18 protein-coding genes are annotated in these 18,920 nt (G+C 67.0%); 5 read left to right on the top strand and 13 right to left on the bottom strand.

What is annotated here, in order from left to right:
* Positions 1–5 precede the first annotated feature (5 nt).
* From QTH90_RS08780 to QTH90_RS08760, 5 genes are read right to left on the bottom strand one after another with little or no spacing between them, the layout of a single operon-like run.
* Entirely contained in the window at positions 6–917 is a 912-nt protein-coding gene (locus QTH90_RS08780) for an ABC transporter ATP-binding protein (RefSeq protein WP_286664078.1), read from the bottom strand.
* Positions 918–924: 7 nt separating this feature from the next.
* Positions 925–1,905, bottom strand: a complete 981-nt coding sequence (darH, locus tag QTH90_RS08775) for a BtrH-related acyltransferase DarH (protein WP_286664077.1) — start codon at positions 1,903–1,905, stop codon at positions 925–927.
* Positions 1,902–2,297, bottom strand: coding sequence for a DarG family dialkylresorcinol biosynthesis protein (locus QTH90_RS08770; protein WP_286664076.1), 396 nt, complete (start codon positions 2,295–2,297; stop codon positions 1,902–1,904). The genes darH and QTH90_RS08770 overlap by 4 nt, the downstream gene beginning before the upstream one ends.
* Positions 2,294–3,436 (bottom strand): beta-ketoacyl-ACP synthase III, encoded by a 1,143-nt coding sequence (locus QTH90_RS08765; protein ID WP_286664075.1) that lies wholly within the window; start codon positions 3,434–3,436, stop codon positions 2,294–2,296. The genes QTH90_RS08770 and QTH90_RS08765 overlap by 4 nt, the downstream gene beginning before the upstream one ends.
* Positions 3,426–4,406, bottom strand: a complete 981-nt coding sequence (locus QTH90_RS08760) for a dialkylrecorsinol condensing enzyme (protein ID WP_286664509.1) — start codon at positions 4,404–4,406, stop codon at positions 3,426–3,428. Before QTH90_RS08760 ends, QTH90_RS08765 begins: the two co-directional genes overlap by 11 nt.
* Before the next feature lie 79 nt (positions 4,407–4,485).
* Here QTH90_RS08760 and QTH90_RS08755 point away from each other — a divergent pair, with 79 nt between their 5' ends.
* On the top strand, positions 4,486–5,046 hold the full coding sequence (locus QTH90_RS08755) for a methyltransferase family protein (protein WP_286664074.1): 561 nt from the start codon (positions 4,486–4,488) through the stop codon (positions 5,044–5,046).
* Between the two features lie 16 nt (positions 5,047–5,062).
* Positions 5,063–5,797 carry a DUF1345 domain-containing protein gene (locus QTH90_RS08750; RefSeq protein ID WP_286664073.1) on the top strand — a complete coding sequence of 245 codons (735 nt, stop codon included), beginning with the start codon at positions 5,063–5,065 and terminating at the stop codon, positions 5,795–5,797.
* On the opposite strand, the gene QTH90_RS08745 is transcribed toward QTH90_RS08750, so the two are convergent.
* The 3 genes from QTH90_RS08745 to QTH90_RS08735 are packed head-to-tail and all read right to left on the bottom strand — an operon-like array spanning position 5,759 to position 8,795.
* Entirely contained in the window at positions 5,759–6,730 is a 972-nt protein-coding gene (locus QTH90_RS08745; protein ID WP_444814696.1) for a DMT family transporter, read from the bottom strand. The genes QTH90_RS08750 and QTH90_RS08745 overlap by 39 nt on opposite strands.
* The gene (locus tag QTH90_RS08740) at positions 6,727–7,224 is read right to left on the bottom strand and encodes a methylated-DNA--[protein]-cysteine S-methyltransferase (RefSeq protein WP_286664072.1); all 498 of its coding nucleotides are present in this window, start codon (positions 7,222–7,224) and stop codon (positions 6,727–6,729) included. Before QTH90_RS08740 ends, QTH90_RS08745 begins: the two co-directional genes overlap by 4 nt.
* A gap of 5 nt (positions 7,225–7,229) precedes the next feature.
* On the bottom strand, positions 7,230–8,795 hold the full coding sequence (locus QTH90_RS08735; RefSeq protein WP_286664071.1) for a DNA-3-methyladenine glycosylase 2 family protein: 1,566 nt from the start codon (positions 8,793–8,795) through the stop codon (positions 7,230–7,232).
* Between the two features lie 113 nt (positions 8,796–8,908).
* On the opposite strand from QTH90_RS08735, the gene QTH90_RS08730 reads away from it, so the two are divergent.
* Together QTH90_RS08730 and QTH90_RS08725 are read left to right on the top strand one after the other, a co-directional pair.
* Positions 8,909–10,291 carry a phosphomannomutase/phosphoglucomutase gene (locus QTH90_RS08730; RefSeq protein ID WP_286664070.1) on the top strand — a complete coding sequence of 461 codons (1,383 nt, stop codon included), beginning with the start codon at positions 8,909–8,911 and terminating at the stop codon, positions 10,289–10,291.
* Between the two features lie 10 nt (positions 10,292–10,301).
* Positions 10,302–11,657 carry a 3-deoxy-D-manno-octulosonic acid transferase gene (locus QTH90_RS08725; RefSeq protein ID WP_286664069.1) on the top strand — a complete coding sequence of 452 codons (1,356 nt, stop codon included), beginning with the start codon at positions 10,302–10,304 and terminating at the stop codon, positions 11,655–11,657.
* 130 nt (positions 11,658–11,787) lie between these two features.
* Here QTH90_RS08725 and QTH90_RS08720 read toward each other — a convergent pair whose 3' ends face one another.
* From QTH90_RS08720 to QTH90_RS08710, 3 genes are all read right to left on the bottom strand, one after another.
* A complete protein-coding gene (locus QTH90_RS08720; protein ID WP_286664068.1) occupies positions 11,788–12,828 on the bottom strand; it encodes an autotransporter family protein in 1,041 nt (346 codons plus the stop codon).
* A gap of 216 nt (positions 12,829–13,044) precedes the next feature.
* Positions 13,045–14,913 (bottom strand): alkyl/aryl-sulfatase, encoded by a 1,869-nt coding sequence (locus tag QTH90_RS08715; protein WP_286664067.1) that lies wholly within the window; start codon positions 14,911–14,913, stop codon positions 13,045–13,047.
* Between the two features lie 3 nt (positions 14,914–14,916).
* The gene (locus QTH90_RS08710; protein WP_286664066.1) at positions 14,917–15,900 is read right to left on the bottom strand and encodes a Bug family tripartite tricarboxylate transporter substrate binding protein; all 984 of its coding nucleotides are present in this window, start codon (positions 15,898–15,900) and stop codon (positions 14,917–14,919) included.
* Between the two features lie 85 nt (positions 15,901–15,985).
* Between QTH90_RS08710 and QTH90_RS08705 the strand changes: the two genes are divergently transcribed.
* Positions 15,986–16,957, top strand: a complete 972-nt coding sequence (locus QTH90_RS08705) for a LysR family transcriptional regulator (RefSeq protein WP_353506612.1) — start codon at positions 15,986–15,988, stop codon at positions 16,955–16,957.
* Here the strand turns inward: QTH90_RS08705 and QTH90_RS08700 are convergent.
* Both QTH90_RS08700 and QTH90_RS08695 read right to left on the bottom strand, forming a co-directional pair.
* Positions 16,887–18,422 (bottom strand): TolC family outer membrane protein, encoded by a 1,536-nt coding sequence (locus QTH90_RS08700; protein ID WP_286664065.1) that lies wholly within the window; start codon positions 18,420–18,422, stop codon positions 16,887–16,889. The two genes, QTH90_RS08705 and QTH90_RS08700, sit on opposite strands and share 71 nt — an antisense overlap.
* A 159-nt stretch (positions 18,423–18,581) precedes the next feature.
* Positions 18,582–18,920: a rhodanese-like domain-containing protein gene (locus tag QTH90_RS08695; protein WP_286664064.1), complete on the bottom strand. Its 339-nt coding sequence runs from the start codon at positions 18,918–18,920 to the stop codon at positions 18,582–18,584.

Genomic DNA, 18,920 nt, shown 5'->3' with positions numbered 1-18,920 from the left:
GGTTCTCAGCTGTCTCGCAGGGAGTGATGCGTCAGCGCCATGAAGAGCTGTTCGAGGTTCTGGCGACCGAAATCGGCATGGCGCACCGTCACGCCGGCGGCGTCGAGCGCAGCCAGAACCTCGGCCGGCCGCACGCCGGCGGCCAGTTGCACGCGCCAGAGTCCGGCGTCCTGCTCGACCACGCCGAAGCGTTCGAGCATGCTCGGGCCGACGCCATCGGCGCGCACCGAAAGCACCGTGGCGTCTTCGGACAGCAGCGCCTCCAGCGTGTCCTCCCGCAGCACCCGGCCGTGATCGAGGATGACGACGCGGTCCGCGATGGCCTCGATCTCTTCCATGTAGTGCGATGCATAGATCACTGCCGCTCCCTCGTTCGCCAGCGTCTTGATGGCTTCGAGAACGAAGGCGCGCGACTGGGGATCGACCCCCACGGTCGGCTCATCGAACAAAAGCAGTTCGGGCTCCGCCAGCAAGGCGATGGCCAGGTTCAGCCGTCGTTTGAGTCCGCCCGACAGTCGCTCTGCCCGTGTCCCGGCGAAGGCGCCGAGCTGCGCGAACTCCATGCAGGCCGACACCCGAGCCTGCTTGCGCGAACCGGAAAGCAGGCCCGCGGAAGCAAAGCAGGCCAGGTTCTCGGCAACGGTCAGCATGGGGTAGAACGCGTGCTCCTGCGGCGCCACTGCAATGCGTGTCGGCATGCGTGCCCGCACCGCCTGCAAGGGTTCGCCATCGATCAGCACGCGGCCACTTTGCACGGCCAGCGCGCCCGACAGATGCGAGATCAGCGTGGTCTTGCCCGCACCGTTCGGACCAAGCAGCCCGACCACGCTGCCGCGATGCGCGGACAGCGAGACACCGTCCAGGGCGGCTTGCACCGTGCCCGGGTAGCGATAGCTCACCTGTTCGAGCGCCAGCATGTGCGCTCTACGCCACGGCGCGCTTCAGGTCGCGAAAGAAGGCTTCCTCGTGATCGGCCTGAACGCGCAGCATGTCTGCCAATGCCGCCGGATTGACGGCCTCGCGCCCCTTGACCATGCGCGCAGCCTTGAGTGCGAATCCGCGCCAGCCGTCGCCGATCGCCGTCAGACGGTCGGAAAATCCGACCAGTTGCGGCAGCGCGGCCAGTTGCGCGGCTTCCTCGAGGAAGGCTGCGTAGATGAAGCGGAATCCTGCGCCACCGGTGCCGATCTCTTCCTGCATGCGGACCACGTGGCCGATGTAGTCGAGCGTGCGCGCCTCCCCGGCGGGCAGACGCGCCAGACTGTTCGCCAGCATGCGCATGCCACGAACGCCAACGATGGGCACGGGTGCCAGCATGGCGCGAGCACTCTTTCGAATCGCCTTGCGGATCGCCTGCGGCTCGATGCTTTTGCGGTCGATCGCTTCGATGTGGTACAGGAGGCCTTTGGGCGCCAGCAGGCCTTTCGCGAAGCGCGCACGCGAAAGATCGGCGCTGGCGCAACGCATCGGTGTCTCGAACACCGGGTCGCTGATCAGGTAATCGTCACCTTCCTTGCCGTATACCAACAGGTTGTGCGCGTTGAAGTGAAAGCGCATGTTCGGCGGAAAGTACGGCAGCCAGTAGACCGACGTCTGCAAGCCGACGAGCCGGCCCTTCGCAAGCAGGGCATCGAGCCGCGCCTGACCCGCTTCCGGGCTGCGGAATGTCTCGAAGCGGAAGCGCGCGGCCATCGGGGCCAGCAAGCCCTTGATGATGCTCCTGGGTGGCGTCCGGTACGAGACCAGCGGCATTCCCGAGATCTTGATGAAGGGCAGGTATGCGAACGACAGCGCGGCCGAGAGCCCGAACGCCAGGCTCTCCGTCATGGGCACGCCGTGCTGGCGCAGCATGCTGGAGATGACGCCGCTCTCGCAGTGCGCCGCGTGCTGGTGTTCGAAATTCATGGAAGGCGCTGGAGCTGTGGAATCGAGAGGCCCAACGCATCCGCATAGCGCGCCAGTTGCCCGGAAGAAAGCGCCGCAAAGCCGCGCGGCTTCAGGTGGCGCCGCACGCGCCATTGCCAGAAACCGCTGGTTTGCGATAGCAATGCGACGTCCATGCGGCGTTCATACATCCAGTACTCGAGCGGCGATGCCTGGCCCCCCAGCACACGTGCGCGCGCGCCTTCGGCCTGTGCGACGAGCGCATCCACCGCATGGGCGGTGACGATCTCCTCGACCTCCCAGCCGCGCGAGCCGACCGTGACGGTATGGCCGGAGGCGTCCCGTGCGTACATGAGCTTTCGATGCCCGCCGAGCGTTGCGTTGCCCTCTTGAGGGACCGCGTCGACGTTCATTGCGAGACGGCTTCCAGGTGCACGAAGCCACTGGAGAAGCGGCCGCTCTCGGGGATGAACATCAGGAGCTTCTGCCCCTCGCGGATGCGGCCGGAGCGAAGCAGCTCGTCGAGCATGATGTAGGGAGAAGCCGCGCCGGTATTGCCCTTCTGCGCGAGATTGGTGAACCAGCGTTCGCGGGGGATGGGCAGGCCGACCGCCTCCAGGCATTCATGCATCGGCTGCTCGAAGTAGAACGAAGACAGGTGCGGCAGGAACCAGTCGATCTCGCTCGCCTTCAGGTTGCGCTTCGCAATGAGCTCGCGCAGCGGGTCGCCGAGCGTGGCGCGCGCGATGTTCTCGTTGAGCAGACGCACGTCCTGCTTGATGGCGAAGGTGGAATCCGTGTGCCACTTCGCTGGCGACGATTGCATCCAGCCCTGCAGCGCTCCGTCGGCGTCGCGATCCGTGCCGGCGTACATGCAGGCGGGCAGTTCGTGCGCAGCGGACGACAGGTCGATCCAGTCGACCCGCAGGGACAACGGCCCGCGCGGCGCACGCTCCAGCAACACCGCGCCTGCGCCGTCGGAAAGCATCCAGCGCAGGAAGTCCTTCTCGAAGGCGATTTCCGGACGCCCTTCGAGCGCCTGCACCTTGTGCGCGAACTCGGCCTCGAAGTTCGATGCCATGAGCAAGGGCGAAACCAGTTCGGAGCCGGTGGCCACCGCACGTTGCGCGTCGCCCGCGCGGACCGAGAGCCACGCGTGCTTCAAGGCCGCCGTTCCCGAAAGGCAGATGCCGGCGCACGACACCGCCTCGAGCCGCGGCCAGCCCAGCTCGCCATGCACCATGACGGCGTGATTGGGCAGGAGCTGATCGGGCAGCGAGGTGCCGGTGGCGAGGCAATCCACGGTGCCGATGTCGTCCCCGAGCGCCCGGATGGCCTGCACCGTGAGTTGTGCATTGGTCATTCCCGGCCTGCCGGTGGCGCGGTCGATGGCGTAGTGCCGCGACTGGATGCCGTTGCTTCGCAGGATCAGTCGGCGCGCCCGCGATGCCTGGCCGCCGATGGTGCCAAGGACCTCTTCGATTTCTTCGTTGGTGACGGGGGAATAGGGCAGGAACGCGGCCGAGCGGGTCAGGAAAACATCAACTGTCATAGCGATGGCGTCGGTCGTTGGCCGAGCCGGATGGCAACTCAAAGCGGGCCTTGATTTTAGTCAGCCGTCCCCTGAACAATGGCCGGAGCAGAGCCTGTAATCCCAAGCTGATCGGCAGGACCGTCACGATCAAAGTGGCCAGGAATAGCACGTATGTCACCAGCAAGGGCTTGCGCTGCGCGCTGCCCGGCCGCCCCACGGCCATGATCAACTTGCCCCAGAGGAAGAAGCTGCGGGTGCCCACCTTCTCGCCAAAGTAGAGACGCGGTTCCGCCACCACCGCACCCAGGCCGGCGAGCAGGGGTTGCGTGCCGCGCTCCGCATCGCTGTGCAGGCCGTCGCGCAACGCCCGCCCGAAGCGACGCGCACCTGCGATCTGCGCCGGGTCCAGCCCCGCATCGGGCATACCCCAGAAGCCTCGCTTGCGTCCGAACAGGAGCCACGTCGGCGTCGTGATGAACGTGGCGAACGTGGGTCCGGGGTCAGTGAGCACGACGTTGTCGAGCAGCCGGGCGCCGACGGAATCGAGCATCGACGTGAGCTTTTCGTGCGCCTTCAGCCACATGTTCCGGCAGCCGATCACCGTCACCACCGGCTTGCCTTTCAGCAGCCGCGCCGCCACGGGGTGTTGCAGGAATGCAGTGATGGGCTGCGACGGCGCCAGGTACCAGACCTGATACGGCAGGATGACGAGGTCGAAGTCCTCGTCGCCCGTGAGAGACAGCGGCGCGAGCGGCGGCGGGCGCATGTGGGCGGTTTCGGGGAAGGCGTCGAGGAAGTCCAGGAACGGCCAGGGAAACGGAAATGGCTGCGCCGGCCGCAGCGTTTCGACATGGACGTGGATGGCCGGGTCTGCAAGAAGCGGCTCCAGAATCTGGTCCGACACTGCGTCGAGCTGTCCTGTCTGGGAGAACCGGATGATGAGCACCCGCTTGGGCAGCGAGCTTGCGCCCGAGGAAATTGATGTCACGGCGGGCAAGGAACGGGGGCAAAGTTTTTGAGTATAGAGGGCGTTCCGGGCGGGTCCATCCCCGTGTAGATTCCACGCCATGTCCTATGCCGTCGCCAGTACCGTCGCCTTCATCGTGATCTCCACCGCGCTGCTCATGGTTTCGCGCCGCGCCTTGAGGGATTCGGACTCCCACGGCTTCTATCGCTTCTTTGCGTGGGAATGCATCCTCGGACTGGTATTGCTCAATCTGCCTGTGTGGGGCGACGACCCGCTCGCGCCGCATCAGCTGGCCTCGTGGCTCCTTCTCGTTGCATCCGCGTTGCTGCCGCTGCACGCCGTACGGCTGCTGAAGCGGATGGGCAAGCCCTCCGACGCCCGCAATGACGAAGCCCTGTTCGATTTCGAGAAGACAAGCACGTTGGTGACCGGCGGCGCGTTCCGCTACATCCGCCACCCGATGTATGCGGCGCTGATCTTCCTGGCCTGGGGCGCCTTTCTGAAGCAGTTCTCGTGGTTGGGGCTTGCGCTGGTGCTGGCAGCCACGGTGCTGCTGTTCATGACCGCACTGCGTGACGAGCAGGAGTGCCTGAAGCACTTCGGCGAGGCCTACCGAAGCTACATGCGCGGCACGCGGCGCTTTGTTCCGTTCGTGCTGTAGCCGCTGGAGTCCGCGCATGCACGGTCGGTACTTCATGATGAGCGGTTGGCAACGGCTGCTGTGCGCCGCCGCGATCGGGCTTGCCGCAGGATTCGGCAGCTACTTCCTGCCGTGGCATCTCACCGGCGCTTCGTGTGGACTTCTGGGCTGGTGCATCGGCGCGTCGGCCTATCTCCTGCCCGCATGGTGGCTGGCCGAGACCTCGGATGCCGACCACACGCGCTTGCGGGCCCAGTCGATGGACCCGCCCAGGGCGTGGCTTCTCGTCGTCATGCTGGTCGCGGTCTTCGTGAGCATGGCGGTGATCCTGACGCTGCTCAGAAAGGTGCCGACCTTGCACGGCATGGAGCGCATCGGCCTCATCACGCTCGGGCTGGCTGCGCTGGCGAGCTCGTGGCTGCTCATCCACACGATCTACGCCTTTCACTACGCGCACCGCTACTACCAGGCAGAGCTCGATCCGGCGGAGCAGAGCCCCGGGCTGGACTTCCCCGGCAAGCTGGACCCGGACTATTTCGATTTCCTCTATTACTCCTTCGTGGTCGGCATGACCTCGCAGGTATCGGACGTGCAGGTCACCTCGCGCGACATGCGTCGCATCACGCTCGTGCACGGCGTGGTGTCGTTCACCTTCAACATGCTGGTGCTGGCCCTGTCGATCAACGTGGTGGCCACGCTGATCCAGGATTCGGCCAAGGAAGGCGCGGCCCCTTCAGGCGCTGCGACGGCCCAGCTTGACAAGGCCGGTTGACAGCGCGACGCCGCAGACGATCACCACGGCGCAGATCAGCATCCATTGCGTGATTTCCTCGCCGAGGAACACGACGCCGTAGAACAGCGCGAACACCGGCACCAGGAAGGTCACCGTCAGCGCGCGCGCCGGCCCCGCGGCCTCGATCAGGCGGAAGAACAGGATGTAGGCCAACCCCGTGCAGGCGGTGCCGACGGCGATGAGCGCGAGCCAGGCATGCAGGCTGGGCATCTGCGCTGGCCAGAGCCAGAAGGCCGGTACGGCGAGTGCGAGCGTGGCGCCGATCTGGCTGCCCGTCGCAGTCGCCAATGCGGGAACGCCCACGAGGTGCTTGCGCGTCAGGCTCGCCGAAAACGCATAGCAGATGCACGCGGCGAGGCAGGAGGCGATGGCCCAGCGTGCCGCGCCTTCGTCCGCGCCCGAATGAAAACCCGCGCTGCGCCCGGCGAGCATCGCAACGCCGGCAAAGCCGATCACCAGGCCGAGGGTGCGCGAGCGGTCGGGGCGGTCGCCGAACCACGCCCATGCGACCAGCGCGCCGAACATCGGCACCGTGGCATTGAGCACCGCTGCGAGACCGCTGTTGATGGTCAGCAACGCGAACGCGAAGAAGGCAAAGGGCAGGCCGGAATTGAGCACGCCGATGCCGAGCGCGGGCTTCCAGTGCTGCTTGAAGCTGGACCATTGCCCCCGCAGCAACAGCAAGGGGAACAGGAACAGCATCGCGATCCCCACGCGGACCGCCGCCGTCGGCAGCGCGCCGAATTCCGCGGCGCCGATGCGCATGAACAGGAAGGATGCGCCCCACAGCGCGCCGAGCAGCACGAGGTCGACCAGCCATCGGCGGCTCGTGGGCTGGGCGGTCTTTGCCTTCGGGAGCGGTGCCGCGGGCTTGGGCGCACCGACGCCCACGGTGCATTCGCCTTCGCTCACAGCGCGCCTTCCAGTTCGAGCAGCGCGGTCTTGCGATCGAGCCCGCCCGCGTAGCCGGTGAGGGAACCGTCAGAGCCGAGCACGCGGTGGCAAGGCACGATCACGCTGATCGGATTGCGGCCGACGGCCGCACCGACGGCGCGCACGGCGGCCGGATTGCCGACGCCCGCGCTGAGTGCGCCATAGCTGGTGGTCTGTCCCACGGGGATGGCGAGCAGCGCCTTCCACACCGACTGCTGGAAGGCCGTGCCATGGGAGAGGTCCAGCGGCAGATCGAATTGCTTCCTGCGGCCGGCGAAGTAGTCGACGAGTTGCGCGGCTGCTTCAAGCAGTACGGGATGGTTGGCATCGGCCTGCCACCCGGTCATGTCGGGCCAGTGGCGCTGCTGGTCGAACCACATGCCGGCCAGGCCCTTGTCGGTCGCGGCCAGCGTGACGCCGCCGAGCGGGCTGTCGATGTGGGTGCTGTAGATGGTGGTGTTCTTGAATTTCATGGTCGTCAGGCAGTGACGCTGGAAGATGTCGTGGGGGAAGCAGTCGTTGGATCGACCGAGGGTGCGTTCGGCGGTGCAGGGCTGTGCCAGGCGCGCAGCACGGCGTAGCCGCGCCATGGCCGCCACGCGAGCGAGGCCTCCGCGGCAGCGCGGGCCGTCGTCACGCCGAGCGCTTTTTGCAGCGCGACGTCGCCGGCGGGAAAGGCATCGGGCCATCGGAGGGCGCGCATCGCGATGTATTGCGCGGTCCAGTCGCCGATGCCTGGCAGCGCCTGCAGCGCGGCGAGGGTGGCGGGCACATCCGCACCGGCATGCAGCGTGAGACGGCCGTCGATCACCTCGCGTGCCACCGCGAGCAGGGCGGCCTGCCGCTGGCGCACGATGCCGAGCTGGCCGAGCGCATCACCGCTCGCGCCGGCGATGGCGGCGGGCGTCGGGAACAGCCGATCGAGTCCTTCGATCGGCGTGGCGATCGGCTCGCCGAAGGCCTGCACCAACCGCGTGCCCAGCGTGCGCGCGGCCGCCACGGTGATCTGCTGGCCGAGCACGGCGCGCACCGCAAGCTCGAAGCCGTCGACCGTGCCCGGCACCCGCAGGCCGTCGCCCAGCGGGAAGCTGGCATGCAGCGCGCTGTTGATCGCCATGGGCTCGGCGTCGAGATCGAGCATGGCGCGCACACGGCTGATGACGGTCGGCAGCACGGCGGCGAGCGAATCGCCGACACGCAGGAGGAGCTGTTCGCGTTGTGGATCGAAGCGGAGTTGGAGCCAGCCTTCGAGCGTGCGTCCGGCCTGCGTCACGCGCAGCGTGCGTGCGAACTGCCTTGCACCGCCCGGTCCGCTGTCGCTCAGCACCTCGACGCCGCGCAAGGCGCGCCGGGCGAAGAAGTCCAGCATGGCGTCGCTGTCGTAGGGCGGACGGAAGCCCAGCCGCACGGCCACCGACGCATCTTCGCGATCGCCGGCTGTTGCACCGGCACGGCGCAGTGCGCTGGGGTTGAGGCCGTAGTGCGTGAGGAAGGCGGCGTTGAAACGCCGGACGCTCGCGAATCCGCTGGCCAGCGCCACCTGCGTCATCGGCAGGCGCGTGTCGGCGATGAGTTGCTTGGCGGCCAGCAGGCGGCGCGTCTGCAGGTATTGCAGGGGCGACACGCCGAACTGCGTCTCGAAGATGCGGCGCAGATGCCGGTCGCTGACGCCGAGCCGCGCAGCGATGCGCGCCGCGCCGGGGCCGTCTTCCGCCCAGGCGTCGGGTTCGTCGATCAGGCGCGCGGCTTGCAAGGCAAGGATGCGGGAAGCGTCTTCGGTCGACCAACTGGCTGCGCGGGGCGCCAGTTCGGGGCGGCAGCGCAGGCAAGGGCGAAATCCGGCGGCCTCGGCCTGGGCCGCGTGGCGGAAAAAGCAGCAGTTCTCGCGCCGAGGCAGCTTGACACGGCAGACCGGACGACAGTAGACGCCGGTCGAGGTCACGCCGGTGAAGAACGAGCCGTCGAAGCGTGCGTCATGGGCCTTCATGGCCAGGTAGCAGGCGTCGCTCTCGAGTCCGGCGGAGGAGGCAGGGGCGGGGGACATGGAAAGAATGATACGGCGGCCCACGAGCAAAAGTAGCCATTTCCGGACATCTGGCCCAGGAAGGCCATGCCTACAATGGTCCTCATTTTCTTGAACTTCCAGGGGTAGATTTCATGCAACTCAGCGCATCGATCTTCAAGGCCTACGACATCCGCGGCGTGGTTCCCACCACGCTCGACGCGGAAGTCGCCGAGGCGCTCGGCAAGGCCTTCGGCAGCGCCGCGCGCGCAGCCGGGGAGAAGTCGGTGGCCGTGGGGCGTGACGGACGGCTTTCGGGCCCGGCACTGGTCGAGGCGCTGATCAAGGGGCTGGTTGCGACCGGCATCGAGGTGATCGACGTCGGCGCGGTCACGACGCCGATGCTCTACTTCGCGGCGCACACCCTGGCCACGAGCGGCATCCAGGTCACCGGCAGCCACAACCCGAAGGACTACAACGGCTTCAAGATGGTGCTGGCCGGCCGCGCGATCTACGGCGACGAGATCCAGGGCCTGCGCAAGGTGATGGAAGCCGACAGCGCCAAACTGGCCCCCGGCGGCAGCGTGCGCAAGGTCGACGTGACCGAGGCCTACACGCAGCGCATCGTGGGCGACATCAAGCTGGCGCGCCCGCTCAAGATCGTGGTCGACTCGGGCAACGGCATCGCGGGCGCATCGGCCCCGGCCATCCTGCGCGCCATCGGCTGCGAAGTGACCGAACTCTTCAGCGAGGTGGATGGCGACTTTCCCAACCACCATCCCGACCCGAGCAAGCCCGAGAACCTCAAGGACCTCATCGCCGCACTTCAGGCGGGCGACGCCGAACTGGGCCTGGCCTTTGACGGCGACGGCGACCGGCTCGGCATCGTGACCAAGAACGGCAACAACATCTACCCGGACCGCCAGATGATGCTGTTCGCGCAGGACGTGCTGTCGCGCGCGCCCGGCGGCACCATCGTCTACGACGTGAAATGCTCGCAACGCCTGGGCCCCGCCATCGAGGCGGCCGGCGGCAAGCCGTTGATCTTCAAGACCGGCCATTCGCTGATCAAGGCCAAGATGAAGGAAATCGATTCGCCTTTGGGCGGCGAGATGAGCGGCCACATCTTCTTCAAGGAGCGTTGGTTCGGTTTCGACGACGGCACCTATGCCGGCTGCCGCCTGCTCGAGATCCTGAGCAAGAGCCCGAATGCGAGCGACGTGCTCAACGCCTTGCCGACCAGCTTCTCGACACCCGAACTCAACGTGAAGTGCGTCGAAGGCGAGCCGCATACCGTCGTCGACCAACTCATCAAGACCGCGAAGTTCGAGGCGCCGGCCAAGGTGTCGACCATCGACGGCGTGCGCGTCGACTGGCCCGATGGCTTCGGGCTGATTCGCGCATCGAACACCACGCCGGTGCTGGTGTTGCGTTTCGAGGGCCAGACCGAGGCCGCGCTCCATCGCATCGAAGGCGAGATGCTCGCGCTGCTCAAGAGCGCCAAGCCGGACGCGACCCTCGCCGAAGCCGCCCACTGAATCCCTGAGCGTGCGTTCGTTGCTGCTGCGCCTGTACGGCGCTTTCACCACCCTGGCCCAGCCGCTGGTCCGCCGCAAGCTCCGGCGGCGCGCCGAGGCCGAGCCTGGCTATGCCCATGCGGTCGAGGAGCGCTTCGGCCACTATGACGAAGCGGCCAACGGCACCGGCTGGTGCTGGATCCACGCCGTTTCGCTGGGCGAGGCGCGTGCCGCCGGCATCCTGATCGAAGAGCTGCGCCGCCAATACCCCGACATCCCGATCCTGCTCACGAACGGAACCGCCACGGGCCGCGAAGAGGGCGCCAAGCTGCTCAAGCCCGGCGACCTGCAGGTGTGGCAACCGTGGGATGCGCCTGAACCCGTGGCGCGCTTTCTCGATCGCTTCCGCCCGCGCATCGGCGTGTTGATGGAGACCGAGGTCTGGCCCGAGATGACGGCCGCCTGCGCCGAGCGCGGCATTCCGCTGGTGCTCGCCAACGCGCGGCTCAACGAGAACTCGCTGGCCGGCGCCGAGCGCCTCGCCTGGCTCGCCCGGCCTGCCTACTCGTCGCTCGCTGCAGTGTGGGCGCAAACCGAGGCCGATTCGCACCGGCTGGTCTCTCTCGGCGCCAAGGTCGCCGGTGTCTTCGGCAACCTCAAGTTCGATGCCACGCCCGATGCCCGCCAGCTTGCGACCGCGGCGAAGCTGCGCGCACAGTTGCCACGCCCGGTCGTTGTCTTCGCCAGTTCGCGCGACGGCGAAGAGCAGCAATTGCTCGACGTCCTCAAGCGCTTCGGCGCGCTGGCGCCCGTGCCCCCCGCGCAGGACGCGATCCAGTCGATCGCCAAGCGCGTGCACGACGTGCAATGGATGATCGTCCCCCGTCATCCCCAGCGCTTCGACGAGGTCGCCGCGCTGGTCGAGTCCAACGGCTTCGCCGTCGCGCGCCGCAGCGCCGCCGGCGCGCCGACCGAGGCCGAGATCTGGCTCGGCGATTCGCTGGGCGAGATGGCCCTCTACTACGGCCTGGCCGATGCGGCATTGCTGGGCGGCAGCTTCGAACCCCTGGGCGGCCAGAACCTGATCGAAGCAGCAGCCTGCGGCTGCCCCGTGATCATGGGCCCGTCGACCTTCAACTTCGCCGAAGCCGCAGAACTGTCGCTCGCCGCCGGCGCATCGCTGCGCGTCGCCGACATGGAGCACGCCGTCACCGCCGCCCTCAAGCTCGTCGAAAAGCCCGAACGCCGCGAGGCCATGGCCCAGGCCGCACTCGCCTTTGCGTCCACGAACCGCGGAGCCGCCGAGCGCACAGCCACAGCCTTGCTAGCCATCGCCGAACAGGCCTCGCCCGCGCCCGAAGAACGCCCCGAACCCCACCTCGATTGACACAGAAACAAGCCCCGGGGGGGCGAGTTCAGAAACACCGCGGATCCGGCTCTGCCGGTCCGCCGGTGTTGCCCCCGGTAGGGGGAAGGCGAAGCGACACGCAGTGCGCGCAGCCTGGGGGCGAGCCCCTTCACCACGCGTATTTCATGCCCCCCCGAACTGTCCACGCCTGGTAGGACTGGCTGCCCCATTGCCACCCCAGGTCACCATAGCCCGCCCAGCCCTGCCTGAAATCGACGTTGACGCCGGCTTTCAGCTCATACCGGTTGCTCGGGTACATGTCACGCACGGAAAACTGGTTGATTACAAGTTCTTCGCCCGTGTTGTCGTACCACCAGTTGACCGCCGCATAGGGGCGGATGCGCCAGCCTGAATCGGGCGTGCTCGCACTGCGCAGGCGCAATCCCAGCCTCGACGTGTAGCTGCCCCGATGCGAACCTTCGACGATGAGGCCGCTAGGCTCGATGGCGACATATGAATGGTTGTGCAGATAGATGACCTGGCCCTGGGGCTCGAGCACCCAGTTGCTCGCCTCGCCGAGCCGCAGGGCATACCCGCCTTCGACCGAAAACATGCCGACGTGCGAGTTGTAGCTGGTCCGATCGAAGATCAGCGGCGTATCGACCGTGTTGTTGAACCGCGCGTACTGCCCCCACACATCCGCGTACCAGCCGAGCCGGGTCCGGTCGTTCTGGTACCAGGTGCCGTACACACCGAAGCCGCCGCCGGACGTGTCGCCCCGAGCCTGGATCGGATTGCCCAAGGCATTGGAGTCCGTCCTCCCACTGGCATAGCCCGCCATGGCGCCCAGGTGCAGGCGATCGGCGCCGCCGAAGAGCGACCATTTCGCGACATCGCCACCGCCTTGCAGCATCCACGTCCTGCTGTCCGTATCGATGCGGCCGCCGGCGCTGGTCGAACTCATGCCCTGTCCACCTCCGCGGAGCCAGACATTGCCCGAGCCTTCCTGCAGCAAATCGCCGCGATCCTGGAGGCTGTGCACGAAGGCGAAGCTCGACAGGCGCTGGTTGCCCATGTAGGCACCGGTTTGCGGCCTCGCGAGGGCGGCGATGCTGGCTTCGGAGGAACAGAGGCTCGTCGTGCCGACCGGAGAAGGCGTGCATTGCGCGAAGGCGCCGAAACTGCTTGCGCAGAGGGCAACGACGGCCATCGAGCGCGCATGTGTTCGCCAAACGGGTGCGCCCGGCTTCCTGGCAAGCCGGTGGAGTGATACGCCGGGCGTTTGACGAGACGCACATCGCATGGCCGAACTCTCCTTCGGACAAGCCCGGCGCCCTGAGACACCGGACAACCCGAGCCCATTGTGCTCGGGTCTGCGGAAGTCGTCACTTACCGAAAGGTGGATTGCGGCGATCCGTGAATTGCTTCATGGTTCCACGATGTTGAACATGGGTTCGAACTCGTCCAGCATCGAAAGCAAGGCACGAACCTGTGAAACGTCGCCACCAACGGCCACGTCGCCCGCCTCGATGCCGCTCGCGATGGCCGCGGCAATGCCGTCCTCGTGCGCCAGCAGGCTTGCCAGCCGGTTGCGGCTGACCGCGATGGTGGCGTCTGCCTTGGAGTCCAAGCTCGACCGGCGATAGGTCAGGGCAGCATTGCCGAGCGTCAGGGTCCAGTGCTCGCCAGCGTCGACGATGTGCCAGGCGAGACTCAGCGCGTGTCCGCTGGCGCGCTCGGCCACGAGCCGGATTGCCAGGCAGTCGAGGAACATCTCCATCGGCACCGCCTTGAGAAGGTCGTAGCTCATGCTGCGGCGTTTGGCGGCCGGGACGCCCGAACGCAACTCCCGCGCCGCCAGCAGATAGGCATTGCGCCAGGTGGCCGATTCGGCAGCGAAACCGAGCTGTTCCAGCGCCGCGGCGCACAGCGCACGTGCGGCCAGGTTGCCAGGCTCCGCGAACACGAGGTGGCTCGTGACTTCGGCCACCCAGCGGTGTTCGCCGCGCTCGAAATCCGCCTGCGCCCGTTCGAGCATGGCCGCGGCGCCGCCCATGTAGGCCACGTAGCGCGTCCCGGCCTCCACCGGCGGCAGCGCATGCAGCCGCGAGGGATTGCCGTCGTACCAGCCCAGGTAGTGCTGCACCACGGCCTTCACGTTGTGCACCAGCGTCCCGTAGTAGCCCTGGGCATGCGTGACGTCGACCAGCTCGGGCGGCAGGCGCAGTTCTTCCGCGATCTCCACGGCCGTCTGGCCCTTGTTCATGAGGCGCACGGTCTGGTCATGCACATACTTGTAGAGATCGCGCTGCTGCGCAATGAAGCGCGTGAGCGTCTCCTGGCCCCAAGTGGGCCAGTTGTGCTGCGCGAACACCACGTCCGAATGCGGCGCGAACTCGTGAAGGGCCTCGTCAAGGTAGCGCGACCACAGCCGCGCATCGCGCACCTGCGCGCCGCGCAGTGGACACAGGTTGTGCATCGTGTGCTGGCCGAGCTCGGCCAGGTTCAGAGCCCGCAACTGCGGAAAGAAGAAAAACATCTCCGACGGCGCTTCGCTTTCCGGTGCCAGCGCGAAGACGATCTCGATGCCGTCGATCACGTGGCTCTCGCGCTCCTTCTCGATCGTGCGCGTCGGAGGGATGAGCGTCACGGTGCCGTGCGGGAGGTTCTTGCCCAGTCCGCAATCGACCTGCGCGCACACGCCGCGCTTGAGCGTCTGGCCGAACTGGAATTGCGAGCGGCGCGACATCGCGTTGCCCGCGATCATGTTCTCCGCCACCGTGTGCCAGAGAAAGCCCGCCGGCGCGATGATCGGCACGCCCCGGCGAATCGCCTCCTGCTCGTCGATCACGCCGCGCACACCGCCGAAGTGGTCGACGTGGCTGTGGCTGTAGATGACCGCCGTGACGGGCCTGTCGCCGCGCTGCTCGCGGTACAGCTTGAGCGCTGCCGCCGCAGTTTCCGCACAGGTCAGCGGGTCGATGATGATCACGCCGCGATCGCCTTCGACCAGCGTCATGTTGGCGAGGTCGAAGCCGCGCACCTGATAGATGCGCTGCGTCACCTCGAACAGGCCGTGCGTCATGTTGCGTCGCGCCTGTGCCCACAGGCCGGCGTGGACGGTCGGCGCCGGTCGCTCGTCTTCAAGGAACTCGTAGCCGGCCATGGTCCAGACCATGCGGCCGGTCTCGTCACGGATCTCGGCATTCGGCCAGGTGGCGATGAAGCCGCGGGTCGTGGGGTCGTCGTTCCCGGCTTCGAAGTCGGAAGCCATCAGTGTGTTGCGCATGGTCATGACTCAGTCCAGCTTGGCTCCGGATACCTTGACGAGTTTTTCCCAGACGGGCCAGTCCGCGTTGTAGTTCTGGCGGAACTGATCGGCGGTCGTGCCCATCGGCACCATGCCCAGCACCTCGAATCGCTTGACGACCTCCGGCGAAGCGACCGCCTGTTGCGCCGCTTGCTGCAGACGCGCGACGACAGCCTTCGGCGTGCCCTGCGGCACAGCCAGCGCCAGCCAGCCCGACATCCTGTATTCGGGGTCGGCAAAGCCGGCCTCGGCGAAGGTAGACACGTTGGGCAAGAGCGGCATGCGCTGTTCGCCCGTGATCGCGATGGCGCGCAGCTTGCCGCCGTCGAGGTAGGCCTTGGCGGAAACGACGCTGCCGAAGGTGAAGCTCAACTGTCCACCGACGAGGTCCTGCAGCATCGGCGCCTCGCCCTTGTAGGCAACGTGCGTGATGCTGGCTTTCCACGACTGCGCCATGTGCGCACACGCCAGGTGCGGATACGAGCCCGCGCCCCACGAACCGCAGTTGCCGCCGGCACCCGAGGTGCGCATCTCGCGCTGCAGGTCGGCCACGCTCTGGATGCGCGACGTGGCGGGCACGAGCAGCATCAGCGGCGCGGTGGCGATCTGCGTGACCAGGCCCAGTTCCTTGCGCGGGTCGTAGGGGAGCTTGTCGTAGAGGAACTGGTTGGTCAGCAGCGATTGCGTGAGGCCGATCATGACCGTGTAGCCGTCCGGCGCGGCCTTGGCGACCGCATTCGTGCCGAGGATGCCGCCGGCGCCTGGCTTGTTGTCGATGATGACCGGCTGGCCAAGCTGCCGCGTCATCTGCTCCGCCAGCGACCGTGCGACCACATCGGTGCCGCCGCCGGCCGCGTAGGGCACGACCACGGTCACGGCCTTGCGCGGATAGTCGTCCGCCTGCGCTGGCGCCTGCAAGGCAAGGCCCGCCAGCAGAACGCCGGCCACCTGCCACTGGATTGCCGTCTTCATCGGCCGTCTCCTTCGTTGTTGAATGCTCCGATTCTGGAGAACACCCAAACTGATAGCCAATGCAAAATAGAGCGTTGATTTTTAACTGGAGCGCAAAATTCAACTCCGCCAGCTTCAGCATTTGATTGCGCTGTCCGAGCAGGGCAGCTTCGGGCGGGCCGCGGAGGCTGCACACCTCTCGCAGCCGGCCTTGTCGCGCAGCATCGAGAACCTTGAGGATGATCTGAAGGCGCGCCTGGTCGACCGGGCCTACGGCCAGGTTCGCTTCACCGCAGCCGGCGAGCTGGTGCTGGCGCGGGCGCGCGAACTCATCGCCGATGCGGCGCAGGTGCAGCGCGATGTGCTGCTGCTCCAGGGGCTGTCCACCGGCAGCCTCCAGGTCGGGCTTGGTCCTTTCGCTGCGGGCATGCTGGGTCGGCCGGCCCTGTCGCTGCTGACTCAGCGCTATCCGCAGCTTGCGGTCCGCATCGAGGTGGCCGACCCCAATACGCTGAGCGAACGGTTGCATCGGCGGCAGCTCGATCTGTTCGTGGCGGACACCCGGGACCTCAAGAAGCAGCCGGGGCTGCAGGTCAAGCGCCTCCCCAACGTGTCGGTGTCGTTCTTCGTGAGTGCGGATCACCCGCTGCTGCAACGGAAGGAGGTGACGCTGGACCAGGCCATGGACTACCCGGTCGCCAGCCCGAACCTGCCCGTCGGCGTCGCCGCGCACTTCGACAAGCAGGTGAAGCGCACGGACCGTCCCGTCTTCAACGTCGTCTGCGACGACCTGGGAACGCTGAGGCACCTGGCGCTGACGGCCAATGCGGTGATCCTCGCGCCCGACACCGTGGGCCTGAACCACGGGACTGAATCGCTGCTGCGCCTGCCGATCAAGCGGCTGATGCGCATGCAGACGCACTACAGCATCGTGATGCTCGCGAACCGGACCATGTCGCCGGCCGCGTTGGCCTTTTCAGGCCTTGTCCACGAAATGATGGATCCGGCTAGCGCGAAGGCGGAACGACGATCACCGGCGGAGGGGGCGGCACCGGCATCGTCGGTGGCTGGGGATTGAAAGGCGGCGTCACCACGGGCGGCACCACCGGAATCGTGTTCTGCGGAACCGGCACCGGGCTTTGCGTTGCGGCCGAAGGCTGGTAAGGCGAGGCCTCGCTGGCAACGCTGGCGCGGCCGTTGGTGGCCAGCGTGTTGTTGATGTTCGTGAGGTCGTCAGAAGTCAGCGTGCCGTTGGCCTGGCGCAGCTTGAGGTTGCCCACCAGCACGTTGTAGCGCGCCACCGCGAGATCGCGCTTGGTCTGGAAGAGCTGGCTTTGCGAGTTCAGCACGTCGATGTTGATGCGCACCCCCACCTGGTAGCCCAGCCGGTTGGCATCGAGTGCGCTCTGGCTGGAGGCCTCGGCGGCTTCGAGCGCCTTTACTTGACCCGCGCCCGAGATCAGTCCCAGGTAGGCCGTGCGTGTGGCCTGCGTGACGCTGCGGCGTGTCGATTCGAGGATCTGGCGCTGCTGCTCTTCGAGCGCCAGCGTTTCCTTGATGCGGTTTTCGGTCGCGAAGCCAGCGAAGAGCGGCAGGTTGAACACCACGCCGATGCTCGCGGCCCGAACGTTCACGCGGCCGGTACTGGTGCTCGTGCTGGTGCCCTGCGGGTTGTTCGTGGCGTTGTAGCCGAGTTGCGCGTCGAGCGTCGGCTTGTGGCCTGCCTTGGCCTTGTCCACTTCGAGCTTCGCCACATCGAGCCCCAATTGGGCCTGCTGGATGGCGGGGTGCACGGCCTCGGCTTGCGTCACCCAGGCATTCATGTCGTCGGGAACGACGGCCGGCAGCACCACCGGTGCGGCCAACGGCGTCGGATTGGTGCCCGGGCGGCCGACGAGCTGGTCGAGAGCGATCCTCTTGACCTGCAGGTCGTTCTCGGCCGTGATCTCCTGCGCGACCACGAGGTCGTAGCGGGCCTGTGCTTCGCGCGAATCGGTGATCGTGGAGGTGCCGACCTCGAAATTGCGCTTGGCCGAGGCGAGCTGCTCGGCGACCGCGATCTTCTGGGCGCGGACCAGCGCCAGGCTGTCCTGCGCGGAGAGCACGTCGAAGTAGGCCTGGCTCACGCGCACGACCAGATCCTGCTCGGCGATGGTGAGCGTCGCCTGGGCGATGTCGACCTGCCGCTTGCTTTGCTCGTAGACGGCCCAGTTGGCGGGGCGGTAGAGAGGTTGCGTCGCGTTGATGCCGGCGGACTGCGTCGGAAAGCCGCGGCTGGCGGAGAGGTTGTCGGTCGACAGTTCCTGCTGGGTGGCCGACGCATTGGCCGTCAGCCCCACTGACGGCAGGATGCCCGCCTTGGCCTGCGCCGCCCGCGCCAGGCTCGCGTCGTACTGTGCCCGTGCGCCCTGGTAGGTGGCGTCGTAGCCGCGCGCCGAGTCATAGAGTTCGATCAGGCTCTGGCCGTGAGCCGGCAGTGCGAATGCCGCTGCGAACACGGTCGCGAGCGCTGCCGAAAGAGGAAGAGGCCTGGGAACGGGCATGAAACGTCCTTGAAGAATTCAGTAGCTGGTTGCGAGCGTTGGTCGCGATTCACGCGAGGCGCGGAACACCCCGGAACCGGCTCCGCCGGGGCCGCAGGTGCTGCCCCCTGCAAAAGGGGTTGGCGCTGCGACACGAAGTGCGCGAAGCCTGGGGTGTCATCAATACCGGGGGATCGAAGGATCGTGCTGGGCGGACCAGGCATCGATGCCGCCGGCGATGTTCGCCACCTCGGCGAACCCGTTCTGCGACAGGAAGGCGGCCACGCGCTGGCTGCGTGCGCCGTGATGGCACAGGCAGGCGATGCGCTGATGGGCGTCGAGCTCGGCGACGCGGGCAGGAATCTCGTTCATCGGGATGGTTGCCAGCGTGAAGCCCTGAGGCACCACGCATGCGGTCTGCAGTTCCCAGGGCTCGCGCACGTCCAGGACCACCGGCGCGGCGCCCGGGTTGCGGGCGAACCAGTCGGCAAGCTCGGCTGGACGGATTTGATCGATCAT

Source organism: Variovorax flavidus, assembly GCF_030317145.1.
In the GTDB taxonomy this organism is placed as follows: domain Bacteria; phylum Pseudomonadota; class Gammaproteobacteria; order Burkholderiales; family Burkholderiaceae_C; genus Variovorax; species Variovorax flavidus.
This window is presented reverse-complemented; position numbering and strand designations above follow the sequence as displayed.

Excerpts from the sequence above, each read along its gene's own strand:
- QTH90_RS08710 (WP_286664066.1), bottom strand. The coding sequence starts at position 15,900 with ATGAAGACGGCAATCCAGTGGCAGGTGGCCGGCGTTCTGCTGGCGGGC.
- QTH90_RS08750 (WP_286664073.1), top strand. The coding sequence starts at position 5,063 with ATGCACGGTCGGTACTTCATGATGAGCGGTTGGCAACGGCTGCTGTGC.
- darH (WP_286664077.1), bottom strand. The coding sequence starts at position 1,905 with ATGAATTTCGAACACCAGCACGCGGCGCACTGCGAGAGCGGCGTCATC.
- QTH90_RS08755 (WP_286664074.1), top strand. The coding sequence starts at position 4,486 with ATGTCCTATGCCGTCGCCAGTACCGTCGCCTTCATCGTGATCTCCACC.
- QTH90_RS08770 (WP_286664076.1), bottom strand. The coding sequence starts at position 2,297 with ATGAACGTCGACGCGGTCCCTCAAGAGGGCAACGCAACGCTCGGCGGG.
- QTH90_RS08780 (WP_286664078.1), bottom strand. The coding sequence starts at position 917 with ATGCTGGCGCTCGAACAGGTGAGCTATCGCTACCCGGGCACGGTGCAA.
- QTH90_RS08735 (WP_286664071.1), bottom strand. The coding sequence starts at position 8,795 with ATGTCCCCCGCCCCTGCCTCCTCCGCCGGACTCGAGAGCGACGCCTGC.
- QTH90_RS08695 (WP_286664064.1), bottom strand. The coding sequence starts at position 18,920 with ATGATCGATCAAATCCGTCCAGCCGAGCTTGCCGACTGGTTCGCCCGC.
- QTH90_RS08730 (WP_286664070.1), top strand. The coding sequence starts at position 8,909 with ATGCAACTCAGCGCATCGATCTTCAAGGCCTACGACATCCGCGGCGTG.
- QTH90_RS08715 (WP_286664067.1), bottom strand. The coding sequence starts at position 14,913 with ATGACCATGCGCAACACACTGATGGCTTCCGACTTCGAAGCCGGGAAC.
- QTH90_RS08720 (WP_286664068.1), bottom strand. The coding sequence starts at position 12,828 with ATGGCCGTCGTTGCCCTCTGCGCAAGCAGTTTCGGCGCCTTCGCGCAA.
- QTH90_RS08740 (WP_286664072.1), bottom strand. The coding sequence starts at position 7,224 with ATGAAATTCAAGAACACCACCATCTACAGCACCCACATCGACAGCCCG.
- QTH90_RS08765 (WP_286664075.1), bottom strand. The coding sequence starts at position 3,436 with ATGACAGTTGATGTTTTCCTGACCCGCTCGGCCGCGTTCCTGCCCTAT.
- QTH90_RS08700 (WP_286664065.1), bottom strand. The coding sequence starts at position 18,422 with ATGCCCGTTCCCAGGCCTCTTCCTCTTTCGGCAGCGCTCGCGACCGTG.